At 57.0% G+C, this 15,448-nt stretch carries 14 protein-coding genes and 1 pseudogene; 6 read left to right on the top strand and 9 right to left on the bottom strand.

What is annotated here, in order from left to right; translation table 11 throughout:
* Positions 1 to 132 precede the first annotated feature (132 nt).
* From ysgD to lptM, 7 genes are all read right to left on the bottom strand, one after another.
* A complete protein-coding gene (gene ysgD / locus LDK53_RS21680; protein ID WP_212743980.1) occupies positions 133 to 189 on the bottom strand; it encodes a YsgD/CorL family protein in 57 nt (18 codons plus the stop codon).
* A 149-nt stretch (positions 190 to 338) separates the two neighbouring features.
* On the bottom strand, positions 339 to 2,501 hold the full coding sequence (gene uvrD, locus LDK53_RS21675; protein WP_025757548.1) for a DNA helicase II: 2,163 nt from the start codon (positions 2,499 to 2,501) through the stop codon (positions 339 to 341).
* A gap of 76 nt (positions 2,502 to 2,577) precedes the next feature.
* Positions 2,578 to 3,294: a 5-amino-6-(5-phospho-D-ribitylamino)uracil phosphatase YigB gene (gene yigB / locus LDK53_RS21670; RefSeq protein WP_025757549.1), complete on the bottom strand. Its 717-nt coding sequence runs from the start codon at positions 3,292 to 3,294 to the stop codon at positions 2,578 to 2,580.
* Positions 3,294 to 4,196 (bottom strand): tyrosine recombinase XerC, encoded by a 903-nt coding sequence (gene xerC / locus LDK53_RS21665; RefSeq protein ID WP_025757550.1) that lies wholly within the window; start codon positions 4,194 to 4,196, stop codon positions 3,294 to 3,296. Before xerC ends, yigB begins: the two co-directional genes overlap by 1 nt.
* A complete protein-coding gene (locus LDK53_RS21660; RefSeq protein ID WP_095442006.1) occupies positions 4,193 to 4,900 on the bottom strand; it encodes a DUF484 domain-containing protein in 708 nt (235 codons plus the stop codon). The genes xerC and LDK53_RS21660 overlap by 4 nt, the downstream gene beginning before the upstream one ends.
* A complete protein-coding gene (gene dapF / locus LDK53_RS21655; RefSeq protein ID WP_008501545.1) occupies positions 4,897 to 5,721 on the bottom strand; it encodes a diaminopimelate epimerase in 825 nt (274 codons plus the stop codon). The genes LDK53_RS21660 and dapF overlap by 4 nt, the downstream gene beginning before the upstream one ends.
* 35 nt (positions 5,722 to 5,756) lie before the next feature.
* Positions 5,757 to 5,960, bottom strand: a complete 204-nt coding sequence (lptM, locus tag LDK53_RS21650) for an LPS translocon maturation chaperone LptM (protein WP_013099260.1) — start codon at positions 5,958 to 5,960, stop codon at positions 5,757 to 5,759.
* 135 nt (positions 5,961 to 6,095) lie between these two features.
* Here lptM and cyaY point away from each other — a divergent pair, with 135 nt between their 5' ends.
* Positions 6,096 to 6,416, top strand: coding sequence for an iron donor protein CyaY (gene cyaY / locus LDK53_RS21645; RefSeq protein ID WP_225288041.1), 321 nt, complete (start codon positions 6,096 to 6,098; stop codon positions 6,414 to 6,416).
* Positions 6,417 to 6,511: 95 nt separating this feature from the next.
* On the opposite strand, the gene cyaA is transcribed toward cyaY, so the two are convergent.
* The gene (cyaA, locus tag LDK53_RS21640) at positions 6,512 to 9,055 is read right to left on the bottom strand and encodes a class I adenylate cyclase (protein WP_025757556.1); all 2,544 of its coding nucleotides are present in this window, start codon (positions 9,053 to 9,055) and stop codon (positions 6,512 to 6,514) included.
* A gap of 350 nt (positions 9,056 to 9,405) precedes the next feature.
* Between cyaA and hemC the strand changes: the two genes are divergently transcribed.
* The 5 genes and pseudogenes from hemC (at position 9,406) to LDK53_RS21615 (ending at position 14,894) form a co-directional block, all read left to right on the top strand.
* A complete protein-coding gene (hemC, locus tag LDK53_RS21635) occupies positions 9,406 to 10,347 on the top strand; it encodes a hydroxymethylbilane synthase (protein WP_225288040.1) in 942 nt (313 codons plus the stop codon).
* Complete coding sequence (gene hemD / locus LDK53_RS21630) at positions 10,344 to 11,084, top strand: uroporphyrinogen-III synthase (RefSeq protein WP_225288039.1); 741 nt, start codon at positions 10,344 to 10,346, stop codon at positions 11,082 to 11,084. The genes hemC and hemD overlap by 4 nt, the downstream gene beginning before the upstream one ends.
* A 20-nt stretch (positions 11,085 to 11,104) precedes the next feature.
* On the top strand, positions 11,105 to 12,307 hold the full coding sequence (gene hemX / locus LDK53_RS21625; RefSeq protein ID WP_025757560.1) for a uroporphyrinogen-III C-methyltransferase: 1,203 nt from the start codon (positions 11,105 to 11,107) through the stop codon (positions 12,305 to 12,307).
* A 2-nt stretch (positions 12,308 to 12,309) separates the two neighbouring features.
* Entirely contained in the window at positions 12,310 to 13,509 is a 1,200-nt protein-coding gene (gene hemY / locus LDK53_RS21620) for a protoheme IX biogenesis protein HemY (protein WP_045285577.1), read from the top strand.
* Between the two features lie 172 nt (positions 13,510 to 13,681).
* Positions 13,682 to 14,894: pseudogene (locus LDK53_RS21615) on the top strand (MFS transporter).
* A 327-nt stretch (positions 14,895 to 15,221) separates the two neighbouring features.
* On the opposite strand, the gene LDK53_RS21610 reads toward LDK53_RS21615, so the two are convergent.
* On the bottom strand, positions 15,222 to 15,448 hold a 227-nt coding region (locus LDK53_RS21610; protein WP_225288038.1), incomplete at its 5' end, for a hypothetical protein.

Here is a 15,448-nt window from a genome sequence, read left to right as displayed (position 1 = left end):
AAAAAAAATCGGACAGTTCGGTGGGCACACAGAAACAAATTGGGTTTCAGACCATTAAACAGCCTGACTCAGCGCGACGGGAATAATGTAGTCGCTGACAACCACTAAGGCCATCAGCAAGAGGAGATAGCCTTAGGAGTTGTTCCTGGATGACAGGGAATTGAGCCAGTATCTACTGGGTGTGTCCAAGGCGAATGTCCTCTTAGCGTAATCGTGCGCGCATGTTACGCCAGCTATAACTGTGGCGTCAACACGCAACGGAACGCTGAAGGGCATTAATTGACCTTCAACGTATAAGGTTAGCAGATTATTACAAAATAATGATATTTTTCTGAATGTTACACAGTTTCCAGCTTCGCGTAGGCTGCCACCAGCCATTTGATTCCCTGCCCCTGGAACGCCACCTGCAGGCGGCTGTGCTCACCGCTGCCTTCCAGATTCACAATGGTCCCTTCGCCAAACTTAGAATGGCGCACGCGCTGGCCCAGCTTGTAGCCGGTGTCGGTTTCTGCCATAGGCGATCCCATCCGCTGATGGCTGACCGGACGGCTGATGCTGGCACGCAGACGCACCTCTTCCACGCACTCCTCCGGCAGTTCACCGATAAAGCGCGACGGACGGTGATAGACCTCTTTACCATACAGGCGGCGGGTTTCGGCGTAGGTCAGCGTCAGCTTTTGCATCGCTCGCGTCACGCCGACATAGGCCAGACGACGCTCCTCTTCCAGGCGTCCGCCTTCATCCAGCGACATCTGGCTCGGGAACATCCCCTCTTCCATACCGACGATAAACACCTGCGGGAACTCCAGACCTTTGGCGGAGTGCAGGGTCATCAGCTGAACCGCATCCTGCCAGGTGTCCGCCTGCCCTTCGCCCGCTTCCAGCGCAGCGTGAGAGAGGAACGCCTGCAGCGGCATCAGGTCTTCATCTTCTTCGTTGTAGCTGAACTGGCGCGTTGCCGTCACCAGCTCCTCTAAGTTCTCGATACGGGTCTGGCCTTTCTCGCCTTTTTCCTGCTCGTACATGGTGCGCAGGCCGGAGTCTTTGATCACCCGGTCGGTCTGCACGTGCAGCGGCATGTCGGCCGTTTCCTGCGCCAGCGCGTCAATCAGCTCGAGGAAACGCTGCAGGGCGCTGGCAGCGCGGCCGGCAAGGGCTTTTTCCTGCAACAGCTCACGGCACGCCTGCCAGAGTGTCAGCTGGCGATCGCGCGAGGCCTGGCGCACCACGTCCAGCGTGCGGTCACCAATGCCACGGGTTGGCGTGTTGACCACGCGCTCAAACGCCGCGTCGTCGTTACGGTTGGCAATCAGGCGCAAATACGAGAGCGCGTCTTTGATTTCCTGACGTTCGAAGAAGCGCATACCGCCGTAAATGCGGTATGGCATCCCCACCTGCAGCAGCGCCTCTTCCAGCACGCGCGACTGGGCGTTGCTGCGATAGAGAATGGCACACTGTTCCAGCGCGCCACCGTTGTCCTGCCAGGTTTTAATGCGGTTCACCACGAAGCGGGCTTCATCGAGTTCGTTGAAGGCGCAGTAAATCGAAATCGGTTCGCCATCGACGCCGTCGGTCCACAGTTTTTTCCCCAGACGCCCGTTGTTGTTTTCAATCAGGGCGTTGGCCGCGCTCAGGATATTGCTGGTTGAGCGGTAGTTCTGCTCCAGACGGATGGTCTGTGCGCCCGGGAAGTCATTGAGGAAGCGCTGGATATTCTCTACCTGCGCTCCGCGCCAGCCGTAGATTGACTGGTCGTCATCACCCACGATCATCACCTTCCCGGTATCGCCGGCCAGCAGGCGGATCCACGCGTACTGGATGTTGTTGGTATCCTGGAATTCGTCCACCAGAATATTGGTGAAGCGTTCGCGGTAGTGCTGCAGGATATGCGGTTTGTTGAGCCACAGCTCGTGGGCGCGCAGCAGCAGCTCGGCGAAATCCACCAGGCCGGCGCGATCGCACGCTTCCTGATAGGCCTTATAGACGTTCTGCCAGGTCTGCTCGACCGGGTTGCCAAAGCTCTGAATGTGGTGCGGGCGCAACCCTTCGTCTTTCTGGCCGTTGATGTACCACATCGCCTGACGCGGTGGCCACTGCTTCTCGTCAAGGTTCATCGCCTTAATCAGGCGTTTGAGAAGACGGAGCTGGTCTTCGCTGTCGAGGATCTGGAAATCCTGCGGCAGATTGGCATCCATATGGTGCGCGCGCAGCAGACGGTGCGCCAGGCCGTGGAAGGTGCCGACCCACATGCCGCCCTGGCTGGTGCCCATCAGCTGGGCGATACGGTGGCGCATCTCCGCCGCCGCCTTGTTGGTAAACGTGACCGCCATGATGGAGTACGGCGAGCAGTTCTCCACGCTCTGCAGCCAGGCGATACGGTGAACCAATACGCGTGTCTTACCACTGCCCGCCCCCGCCAGCACCAGCAGGTTAGTGCGCGAGGCGGCAACCGCGTCACGCTGTTTGTCATTAAGGCTGTCGAGCAGGTAAGAAACGTCCATTGGCACCGTCACGTCATGTCGGGCAGGCGAATAGCGTTCGCCAAAACCCTGTTAATTTATACAGAACAATTGATGATTATATCAGCGTCGTGAGGGATGCCAACCGCGAAATTTCCAGGTGTGGCAGAAGACGGCTATCGGAGGCGATCATCAGGTCGGCGTTTTCCGGCTTGATCCAGCAGGCCTGCATGCCGCAGCGGATGGCTCCGGCCACGTCTGTGGTCAGGTCATCCCCCACGTGCAGGATCTGACCCAGCGGCAGGTTCAGCTTTTCCGCCGCCAGATGGTACATATCGTTAAACGGCTTCGCGCGCCCGTGGGGGCCCGCACGCAGCACAAATTCAAAGTAATCACTCAGGCCAAACAGCTCCGGCTGGGCATTGCCGTTGGTGATCGCCACCAGCGGCCATTTTTCGGCAAGGGCAGTCAGCGTGTCGTGGGTCTCCTGCGGCACGTCGATACGGCTGCGCCATTTGGCGAAGTGTTCCATTGCCGCTTCAGCCCCAATGGCCGCATCCTGTACGCTGAGCCCCGCGTTGAGCATCGCCTGCTCAACCGCGCGGCGACGCCATTCGGTCACGTCGTGGTAAATCTCCGGCTCGGTCTCCCGCAGGGACTGACGCAGCTTCTGGAAGTCCTTGTTCTGTATCGTCTTCAGCGCCGGATGGTAGTTCTGGACAAACGCCAGCGACTCCTGCTCGGTACGCAGGATCACGTCGCGGTTGTCATAAAGGGTGTCATCAAGGTCAAACGTCAGGGCGGAGATCTGACCGAGTGGGCGGTAAAAACGCATTATTTCCCCCGTTTGGCGCGTGGATGCGCCGCGTCGTACACCGAGGCAAGGTGTTGAAAGTCTAAGTGAGTATAAATTTGAGTGGTCGACAGATTCGCGTGGCCGAGCAGTTCCTGCACGCCGCGCAGATCGCCGCTCGACTCAAGCATGTGTGTCGCAAAGGAGTGGCGCAGCTTGTGCGGGTGAACGTGGCTGTTAAGCCCTTGCTTAATGCCCCACTCCGCAAAGCGCTTCTGCACGTTCCGCGCCGAGATCCGCTTGCCGAGTTTCGACAGGAACAGCGCATCCTCTTCTGCGCCAAACAGCCCGCGCAGATCCAGCCAGTGCTCAATCCAGGAGACCGCATTGCGGCCAATCGGCAGGCGGCGCTCTTTGCTGCCCTTGCCCATCACCCACACTTCGCCGGTCTCCAGGTCGAGATGTTTTACATCAAGGTTAACCAGCTCCGAGAGACGTAGCCCGGCACCGTACATCACCTCCAGCATCGCGCGGTCGCGCACGGCCAGCGGATCGTTCAGATCGATATCCAGCAGGCGGTTGACGTCGTCAACGTCGATATTTTTCGGCAGATGGCGCGGAGCTTTCGGCGTGGCGATCCCTTTTGCCGGGTTGGCTTTTAAGCCTCCCTGGCTGACCAGCCAGTCGAAGAAACTGCGCAGGGCGGAGAGCCTCAACGCCAGACTTGCGGGACTGAGATTTTTTTTACGGCTACGCACAACGAACCCGCGTACCGTCGCAGCATCACATTGTTGCCAGCTTTTCAGGCCGATCTCGTCGGCAATCTGCATGATGGCATCAAGCTGACGCTGATAGTTGAGCAGGGTAATAGGGCTAAGCTGACGCTCCACGCCCAGATAGCGCAGAAAGCGGGAGACGTCTGTGGCGAGCAATCCGTCCATCATACGCGCTCAATCCAGCGCTCCAGCAGCTCAGGCAGCATCAGGGCAATCTCCTGCAGCAGGTGCGTGGCCTGCCCGCGCTCGTAGTGATGCGCGTCGCGGCTGGTAAATAAGATGACCCCCAGATCGCCATCGCGCCCCATCAGAGACATCGCTACCGAACCAATCGCTTTGGCCTCCGGCAATACCACCAGCAGTTCGGGTCCGTTCAGCGGTCCCAGATAGTGATGCTCATGACCCAGACGCTGAATGCGCAGCGGTTCAAACGCCTGACGGCTGAGTGCCAGATGGGTAAATCCCGACGGCGCGCCAATGCGCCAGCGGTCAGGGAAAAGACGGATCGTTGCGCCCGCCAGCCCAAGCTCGCGCGCCCAGCGATGGAAGCGGCTGAGGAACTCTTCGAGGCTGTGCGCCGACGCCAGACGCGCCTGCAGATGGAGCAGACGGTAGAACAGACTTTCGTTTGTACTCGCCTGTTCCATCAGCAGCGTCATGTTCTCTTCAAGCTGATTGATGTGGTTGCGCGAGCGCGCCATATGCCATTCGACCAGCGACACGGTTCCGCGAACCGGATGTGGCACGCGCATCTCTTCGACGACGCGTGCATTGCGAATAAAAAACTCAGGATTGCGCAGCAGATAATCAACAACAGCCCTGTCGTCCAGTTCCGTCACTGTTTCCTGCAGTTCTTCCCCTGGTTGTTTCATAGATGGATAAACCCGTCATAGACATGTGCCGCCGGGCCAGTCATATACAGTGGATGACCCGGTCCTTTCCAGGCGATATCAAGCCGACCGCCTGGTAACTCCACGCGCACCTCTTCTGCCAGTAACCCCTGAGAGATGCCCACGGCCACCGCCGCACAGGCGCCGCTTCCGCAGGCCTGCGTCTCGCCCGCGCCGCGCTCGTAAACCCGCAGACGGATGTGCTCGCGTTTCACCACCTGCATAAAACCGATGTTCGCGCGCTCCGGGAAACGTTCGTGGCTCTCCAGCACCGGGCCGAGGGTTTCGACGGCGGCCGTTTCCACATCATCAACCTGAATCACGCAGTGCGGGTTACCCATTGAGACGACGCCGCACAATACTGTCTGCTCGGCCGCACGCATAATATAGGTCTTTTCCGCTTTGTTTGCGCGAAACGGCACGACGGAAGGCTCGAAGTTTGGCTCGCCCATGTTCACCCGCACCAGCTCATCATCGGTGACGCTGAGCACCATACGACCATTGGCCGTACTGACGCGAATATCACGCTTGTTGGTCAGCCCTTTCAGGCGGACAAAGCGGGCAAAACAGCGCGCGCCGTTGCCGCACTGATTCACTTCGCTGCCATCCGCGTTAAAAATACGGTAGTGGAAATCGAGGTCGGGATCGTACGGTGGTTCAACCACCAGCAGTTGATCGAACCCCACGCCCAGATGCCGATCCGCCAGGCGGCGGATCAATTCCGGGGAGAAAAACACATTCTGCGTTACCGCGTCGACGACCATAAAATCGTTGCCAAGGCCATGCATTTTAGAGAACTGCATCATTTGCTCCATTGCGCGGGTACAGAACGTTGTCGTCAGAGATTAACCTGAGTCGGGCCGCCGTTGTTGCCACGATCGTTAGTATCTGGCGTAGAGGACTCAATGCCGCTGTTCACCGGTTTCGTCGGCGGTGGTGCGGTTTTATCCGCTGGCGGGAAGTACAGCGGTCCCTTTAGTCCACAGCCAGTCAGGCTAAACAGCGTGATGAGAACGGCAAGCGTTCGGAAAGCGTTTTTCATTATAAAGTTGCCCGTAAGTTCAAATCTGTTTCTATCATCGCAGGAGAAGACACAAAAGCAAGAGTTTGCCGCTTTCCTGCAACGGGATTTATTTAGGGTTATACTGCCGGCATCACGAAAAACAGGAACAAAACCATGAACGACAGTGAATTCCATCGCCTTGCCGACAGCCTGTGGATGACCATTGAAGAGCGTCTTGACGACTGGGACGGCGACAGCGATATCGATTGTGAAATCAACGGCGGTATTCTGACCCTGAGCTTCGAAAATGGCAGCAAAATTATTATTAACCGCCAGGAGCCGCTTCACCAGGTATGGCTGGCGGCCAGACAGGGCGGCTATCACTTCGATCTGAAAGACGGGGAGTGGGTTTGCGACCGCAGCGGCGTACCGTTCTGGGATCTGCTGGAACAGGCGGCGACCGCGCAGGCGGGCGAAGACGTGCGTTTCAGGTAGTTTTGTTGCCGGGTGGCGCTGCGCTTACCCGGCCTACGGCGTCGAGCTGTTGTAGGCCCGGTAAGGCGTAGCCGCCACCGGGCAAGCGAAAAGGCTCAGGAAAAATATTGCTGCAACAGCGGCGCGGTGTCCTGATTGGCAGGGGCGGCAGGCGTTACGGTCTGAGTCCGGAACGGAATCACCTGCGCACGGCCATCGACGTTCACAATCTGGTAGAACTGCGGCAGGTTAAAGTTGATAAAGCTTGAGCCGTAGGTGAACCGGTCATGCGAAGAGGAGTAGAAGCGGCTGACGTCGCGCACCAGCTCCTCTTTACTGCCTTCACAGTGGTGATAAACCTCGGCGCGGTTGGTCTCATCCAGAATGTAGATGTTGAAACCAGCATCATCGCCCGACTCTTCAAAGAAGAACTGAATAATCCCTTCACTGGCAAAACCATCCACCACCTGCGGCAGCTTAACGTGGTTGGTTTCCACCTGTACCGACAGACCATGCAGTTTGTTGTGCGAAATCGCCCCATAGAACTCGATGGCGTTTTCCAGCTTCTGTACTGACACATTGAGACGTTCGAAGAACAGGCCCCAGGTCTGGCCGGAAACGCGCAGCGCTTTAAAGCGGCCGGTTTCCTGACGGGTACTGGAGAGACGCAGCTCAATACATTCCGAGACCAGCTGCTGCACGCGGGTACGAATCAACCCACGCAGATGCTGGCTGTAGCAGAACACTTCCACGCTGTCCGGCGGCGCGGCATCCTGGTGCATCTTGCCGAGAATGGTTTTCAGCGCTTCGATCATCGCCTGCTCGCCGTTGAAGTGCAGGGTACGCACTTCGTTCCACGAGTTGCGGTACAGCAGATCCACGCTACCCACCAGGCAGTTTTGCTGCTCGCCAAAGCTAAAGACGTCCAGCTTGCGGAAGTCGAAATGAACCACCTGATTGCGGAAGGCCGCCGTCGGGTCGTATTCCAGGTTAACGATGATCGCCAGATGGCGGATCTCGCACGGGCTGTAGAGCGCTTTCGGCGTGGGTGCAGGCAGGCGCAGCGGGAAGTGGTGGGAGACATCCGCCACCATCTCCTGCAGTTTAGCGAGATCGACCACCTCGTTGCCTTTGATGAACAGGCGCGTGCGTGAGGTCAACAGGCCGTTAAACCAGGCCCAGGCCACCAGCTTGTTCAGGTAGCGGTTATACTCCAGCGGCTGATGGCTAATGATCGAGTCCATGCTGGGGGCACGGTTATACAGATACCACCCGGTGCGGTTCGCGCGGCCCGGCGGAACATAGATAAAGGTCAGGTTCGGTTCTGACAGGTCAGGCGAAATCTGTGGGTTAACCAGGGTCACTTTACCCGGCAGCGCTTCAAACGCGGCGTACAGTTTACGGGTCAATACCCCGATGTCCTGCGGGCTGGCGGAAACGCTGAGGTTGTTACGGCGCGCAAAGCGGATCAGATTACGGTAGCTTTGCATCATCGCATCGAGCAGTTCGTTGTGCGCTTCACGCACCTGATCGATTTTCCAGTTGGCTCGGTTGTCGAGCATGGAGAGACGCTCTTCGCCCCATCCCCACTCTTTCACTAACTGCGTGACCACTTCACGACGCCAGCCGACGCAGGCGCGCTCGCGGCTCAATTTCTCACACACTTTGAGATAGAAACATCGACGCACCAGGTCGAGACGCGTGGTGTCATCAATGGCTTTCAGGTATTCGGTCACGCGCTCCAGCATCATGCAGTAAGCATCCAGCCCGAAGGAGACAATTTCCCCGTCGTGCAGACGCTGCTTGATATCTTTCGCCAGCAGGCGTGGCGTGGGGTATTCCCAGGAATAGGCTTCAAGCAGCAGCGTTTTCAGCACCGCTTTGTACGGTGAGTCGATGCTCTTATAGAGCTGCCAGAGGCTTGCGCCAAAGTACTCTTCGGCTGACAGCGAGCTCAGACCGCCGAGATCCAGCCATTCGTTTGGCGTCAGTACGCCCTGCGCATAAAGCGACATGACGTAATCGTCGTAATGCTCTTCTTCTTCGCACGGGACCATATTCCACAGAATACGCTTCCCGGCCAGGCGCACAGCAGTACGGTAAAATTCATCCAGCAACAGGATGTGCTGGGTCGAGCCGCAGTCCTCACCACCCAGACTGCCGCTTTCGTTATGGCGGAAACGGTTTTCATCAATCAGGAAGAAGCTCACTTCCACGCCGAGCGACGCCGCCCAGCTCTCCAGCAGGCTGCATTTACGCTGCAGCAGCTGACGCTCTTCGTTATCGAGCCAGGATTGATGACAGACCCAGATGTCGAGGTCTGACGAACAGCTTTGCCCTACCGATGAGGTACTCCCCATCGAGTAAACCCCGGTAATCGGCAGTTCACCTTTCGGAGACTCCTGTGGCGGCATGCCGCGGTAGAGTTCCAGTTCGTTGAGATAATGCTGTTGGGTTTCATCAGGCGTGAAGAGGCAAATGCCCTTGGGAACGTTACCGTCAAGGTAGCCAGGCATTAGCGGATGGTGATAGTGCAATAATGTCGGCAGCAGACTGTAAACCTGCTGGAAAGCAGGTCCCATAGCAGCAAGCGCGCGATCCACACGCAGTTGATTTATGGCATCCAGTCTCTGTTTCAGAGTCTCAATATAGAGGTACAAGACGTATCGCCTGATGTTTCCGGGTATCGCATGCTATTCAAAACACGAATAACAGCGGGCCCCGCAGTATTTCAAAAAGATAACCGTTACCCTTTTTCGCCTTATCATTATGCTGGTACCGACGAAAAAATGGTCTAAAACGTGATCAATTTAACACCTTGCCGATTGACCGTAAAGAAAGTTGCGCTACATACAAAGTGTAGCACCGTTCTGTACGTGTAAATTCCTTAATACGGCTGTGGCTGACGAATACGCCGCCTTGTCCCTCTCACTCTTCATCAACCGTAAAACTGCCATCCCAGAGTCAACAATGTTAGGATGGTTGGCGATTGATAATGACGGTAACAAGCATGTTAGACAATGTTTTGAGAATTGCCACACGCCAAAGCCCTCTCGCGCTCTGGCAGGCACATTATGTTAAGCAGCGCCTTGAAGCCTGCCACAGTGGATTGCGCGTCGAGCTGGTGCCGATGGTCACGCGCGGTGATGTGATCCTGGATACGCCACTGGCGAAAGTGGGCGGCAAGGGCCTGTTTGTCAAAGAACTGGAACTGGCATTGCTTGAGAACCGCGCCGATATCGCCGTACATTCGATGAAAGACGTGCCCGTCGAGTTCCCGGAAGGGCTGGGGCTAGTGACCATCTGCGAGCGCGAAGATCCGCGTGATGCGTTTGTCTCTAACCGCTACGACTCGCTCGATGCGCTGCCTGAGGGAAGCGTGGTTGGCACGTCCAGTTTACGTCGCCAGTGTCAGCTGGCGGCGCGTCGTCCCGATCTGATCATTCGCTCGCTGCGCGGTAACGTCGGCACGCGTCTGGGCAAACTGGATAACGGTGATTACGATGCCATTATTCTCGCCGTTGCCGGGCTGAAGCGTCTGGGGCTGGAAGAACGCATTCGCATGGCACTGCCGCCAGAACTGTCGCTGCCGGCCGTTGGCCAGGGTGCCGTCGGCATTGAGTGCCGTCTGGACGATGCGCGTACCCGCAAGCTCCTTGCCCCGCTGAACCATGACGAGACCGCTATCCGCGTAAAAGCCGAGCGTGCGATGAATACCCGCCTCGAAGGGGGGTGCCAGGTGCCGATTGGCAGCTATGCTGAATTGACGAATGGTGAACTGTGGCTGCGCGCGCTGGTCGGCGCTCCGGACGGTTCGCAGATGGTGCGCGGTGAACGTCGTGGTAACGCGCAGGATGCCGAACAGCTTGGCGTCTCGCTGGCAGAAGAGTTACTGGATAACGGCGCCCGCAAAATCCTGGCTGACGTTTATAATGGAGAACCCCCTGCATGAGTATTCTTGTCACCCGCCCTTCTCCCGCAGGAGAGCAATTAGTGAGCCGTCTGCGCGCACTGGGGCAGGTGGCCTGGAGTTTTCCGCTGATTGAATTCTCCCCGGGTCGGGAGCTCTCTGCGCTCGCCGACCAGATGAATACCCTTCAGGACGGTGACCTGCTGTTTGCGTTATCGCAACATGCCGTGGAATTTGCCCACGCGCAGCTGCAACAGCAGGGTCTGCCCTGGCCAACTGCCCCCCGCTATTTCGCGATTGGCCGCACAACAGCACTGGCGCTGCATACCGTAAGCGGCGCGGACGTTCCTTACCCGTTAGATCGGGAAATCAGTGAAGTCTTGCTACAATTACCTGAATTACAAACTATTGCCGGAAAACGTGCGCTGATTTTACGCGGTAACGGCGGACGCGAACTGATTGGTGAAACGCTGCGGGAGCGCGGGGCTAACGTGACGTTCTGCGAATGCTACCAGCGTTGTGCAAAACATTATGACGGTGCACAAGAGGCGATGCGCTGGCATACGCGCGGCATTAATACCCTGGTCGTGACCAGCGGTGAAATGCTGCAGCAGCTCTGGTCACTTGTGCCGCAATGGTATCGTGAAAACTGGTTACTCCACTGTCGGCTTCTGGTCGTCAGTGAGCGTCTGGCGAACCAGGCCCGGGAGCTGGGCTGGCATGATATTCGGATCGCTGATAACGCCGACAACGATGCGCTGCTGCGCGCATTACAATAACTCTCAAATGGGAAGCCATAATGACGGAACACGATAAATCCTCCGCCGTGGTTGAAGAGACCAGGGAGACTGTGGAGACAACGCCACAGCCAGAGACGACTGAGAAAACCGCTGAGAAGAAAAACGGCAGCAACAAAACGAGCCTCACGCTGAGCGCGATTGCCATCGCTATTGCGCTGGCAGCCGGGGTGGGTCTGTACGGTCTGGTAAAACAACAGAGCGCTAACCAGACCTCTACCAGCGATGCGCTGGTGAATCAGCTCAGCGCCCTGCAAAAAGCGCAGGAGACGCAGAAAACTGAACTGGAATCGGTGATTAAACAACAGGCCGCCGCGCTTGCCGAAGCGAACAGCAAACAGGAAGAACTGACCAAACAGCTGGGCGAAGTGCAGCAGAAGGTCGCCACGATCTCCGGTACCGATGCCAAAACCTGGTTGCTCTCGCAGGCTGACTTCCTGGTGAAGCTCGCCGGACGTAAGCTCTGGAGCGATCAGGATGTCACCACTGCCGCTGCGTTGCTGAAAAGCGCCGATGCAAGCCTGGCAGATATGAACGATCCAAGCCTTATCACCGCACGTCGCGCGATCACCGAAGACATCGCCAGCCTCTCTGCCGTCTCGCAGGTGGATTATGACGGCATTATCCTTAAAGTGAATCAGCTTTCGAATCAGATTGATAACCTGCAGTTGGCGGATAATAACGACGACGACTCCCCGATGGATTCCGACGGGACCGAGCTTTCCAGCTCCCTGAGCGAATGGCGCGTGAACCTGCAAAAAAGCTGGCAGAACTTTATGGACAGCTTTATCACGATTCGCCGCCGCGACGAAACCGCGGTCCCGCTGCTGGCGCCGAACCAGGATGTCTATCTGCGCGAAAATATTCGTTCCCGCCTGCTGGTGGCCGCTCAGGCCGTGCCGCGTCATCAGGAAGAGACTTACAAACAGGCCCTGGATAACGTCTCAACGTGGGTACGCGCTTACTACAACACCGATGATGCGACGACCACCGCCTTCCTTGAAGACATTGATAAACTGAGCCAGCAGAACATCACCATGAATGTGCCGGATAAGCTGGCCAGCCAGCCGATTCTGGAAAAACTGATGCAGACTCGCGTACGCAATCTTCTGGCGCAGCCGGGCGTACCGGCAGAGCAGACGGGCGGAGCGGCACCCGCTCCTGCTTCCGCACCGGCGCCTGAAAGCGCGCCGCAAGGAGAGTAACGATGCTAAAAGTCCTCTTACTCTTCGTCCTGCTGATCGCCGGGATCGTGCTGGGGCCGATGCTTGCCGGTCATCAGGGCTACGTCCTGATCCAGACCGATAACTACAACATCGAAACCAGCGTAACGGGCCTGACGATCATTCTGATCCTCGGCGTAGTGGTGCTGTTTGCGCTCGAATGGGTCCTGCGCCGTCTTTTCCGCACCGGTGCCCATACGCGCGGCTGGTTCGTTGGCCGTAAGCGCCGCCGCGCCCGTAAGCAGACCGAACAGGCGCTGCTTAAGCTCGCGGAAGGTGACTATCAGCAGGTTGAAAAGCTGATGTCGAAAAACGCCGACCATGCCGAGCAGCCGGTGGTGAACTACCTGCTTGCTGCCGAAGCGGCGCAGCAGCGCGGTGATGAAGCCCGCGCCAATCAGCATCTGGAACGGGCGGCTGAGCTGGCGCATGGCGACCCGATTCCGGTGGAAATTACGCGCGTACGTCTGCAGCTGGCACGCAATGAGAACCACGCGGCACGCCACGGTATCGACCGCCTGCTGGAAGTCGCGCCACGTCATCCGGAAGTGCTGCGTCTTGCCGAGCAGGCCTATATCCGAACCGGCGCGTGGGGCTCGCTGCTGGACATCATTCCGTCGATGGCGAAGGCCGATGTTGGTGATGATGAGCACCGTGATGAGCTTCAGCGTCTGGCGTGGATTGGCCTGATGGACCAGGCGCGCGCCGATCTCGGCAGCGACGGTCTGAAAACGTGGTGGAAGAACCAGAGCCGTAAAACGCGCCAGCAGGTTCCACTGCAGGTGGCAATGGCGGAACATCTGATTGAATGTGACGATCATGACACCGCCCAGGAGATCCTCCTCGACGGTCTGAAGCGTCAGTACGACGATCGTCTGGTGATGGTGATCCCGCGCCTGAAAACCAACAATCCTGAGCAAGTCGAGAAAGTGCTGCGTCAGCAGATTAAAACCGTCGGCGATCGCCCGCTGCTGTGGAGTACGCTCGGTCAGTCGTTGATGAAGCACGGCGAATGGCAGGAGGCGAGCCTTGCCTTCCGCGCGGCGCTGAAACAGCGTCCGGATGCCTTTGACTATGCGTGGCTTGCCGATACGCTGGACAAGCAGCATAAGCCGGAAGAGGCGGCAGCGATGCGCCGCGATGGATTATTGCTGACGCTGCGAAATAACGGCAGCCAGCAATAAATAAAAAGGAGGCCAGACGGCCTCCTTTTTTTATCGCCTTTCTCCTGCTACATTCTTTACACCCGAATCCGCAAACGAACCCGCCAATGTAACGATGTCTTTTCATTAACCTTTTTTCACACACGCGCATTTTCTGCAGCGTGGATTAAATCGTTTTTGAAAGGAAATCGTCATGAACTCGCTTATGTATGCGCTTATTGAAGCGCTACGCTGCCATCGCTGGCTGCGCCTGCTTGCCTGTGCCTTTATTTTTTCTTCGCTGGGGAATGGGTTAACCCAGGTGGTGGTCTTTGGTTTACTGTTAGCGTGGTCGGCCCCGCCCGCCCTGCTCACCCTCCCTTTTCTTTTTGCTACGATCCCGGGATTTATCGGCAGCCTGATCGGCGAAAAGCTATGCTCACGCTATTCTCCCCTGTCCCTGCTGATACTGACCGAAGCACTGGGCTTGCTCGCCCTGCTCTTTCCCTTGCTTGGCGTGGGTTATCACAGCATTGCCGCGCTACTCGCCGTGCAGTCCACCGAAGCGCTGCTCAGCGGGATGAGCTGGCCCGCGTTGACGTTGCTTTTTAAGCGCGGCCTTAGTGAAGCGGAACTGCCTGCGGCAACCTGTCTGGAAAATGTGATTTTTGCCTCGCAGGTGTTGTTAGGCACCGGACTCGGCGTAGTGTTGTTCCAGAAGATATCCGTGTTTACCTTGCTGGCGATTGATGCCGCCAGCTTTGTCGGGTCCCTGTTTTTGCTGTGGCTGGCTGGACGCCGGTTATCTGCGCCAGCGCTGCCGATCTCCGGCAAAAAGGAGGTACCGGTGGCGTTACGCTGGGGGACATTGACCGTTCGACAAAAACGCAGCCTGCTCATTCTGCCGGCGCTGGCAGCCGTCGGCTCACCGGCCATGGCGCTTCTTCCGGCACTGGCGCAGCAACTCCACCCTCAGGATGCGGCGGGCCTTGCCCTGCCTCTGCTTTTCGCGAGGAGCATGGGGCAACTTTGCGGCCCCCCTACTGTTAAAAAAAGAGAGTCTTACCCGCTTTGTGGTTCACACACCGCGACTCATCGTTTGTCTCGGCATCTTTTTGGCCGCTTATGGAATACTGCCGTTGTTGTCCGGGTGGGTGGTATATGCGCTGGGGATGATCTTTATCGCACATCTGGCCTCGAATGTTCTCTTCGCGGCTGGCACGTTTGCTGTACTCAGTAGTTTTCATCGCACGCAAACTGCGTCAGCCAGCGGTAAAGCCTGGCGCTGGCAAACGCTCAGTGCCTCGCTTTTCACCGGCATCGCAGCAATAGTGGCTGCCAGGGTCGGGTCAGTGCAGGCACTCTATACGGTCTCGTCAGCGGCCCTGCTGATGGTTGTCCTGATCATGCGCCGGTATCGGGAATAAGGCATAAAAAAACGCCTGCTATAAAAGCAGGCGTTAAAACAGGTCTGTAAGACAACATATTTGGTGCTTCACTCAACGTTGTGTCCATGGTGTTTGATGAGGCCGAAGCGACATCTGTCAGTGGACGATAAGCACCGTAAATGGCTCTGCGTCATTCCTGAGTTTATGAGGCACTAAGGCGAACATAAGAGATGGAATGAGCATCTACACGCATATTATTGCATGTAACGTGCCAACATGACACCAGGAAGTTTTACATGGCGCAACATTTTAAGATAAAAGGAAATTATGCTGTTGAGCGTCGTCTTAAGCCCGACAACGTATCGTTCAATACAGAAATATGTCGCCAGGAGGAGACAGCAAAACACACATTCTGTAAAATACTTTATTTTCAATAAGTTGCATGTCGCTGAATCGCGACAATAAGATGGAGTGCTGTCGGGGAATCACTACAGGGAAGAAAAGTGGCAGAAAACAAAAAACCCCGCCGAAGCGGGGTTCAAAATTGGTCGGCGAGAGAGGATTCGAACCTCCGACCCACTGGTCCCAAACCA

Origin of the sequence: Enterobacter sp. K16B (assembly GCF_020216105.1) — a bacterium.
GTDB classification, from domain to species: Bacteria; Pseudomonadota; Gammaproteobacteria; order Enterobacterales; family Enterobacteriaceae; genus Enterobacter; species Enterobacter sichuanensis.
The sequence above is the reverse complement of the archived record's forward strand: the minus strand, read 5'-3'. Positions and strand labels throughout refer to the sequence as shown.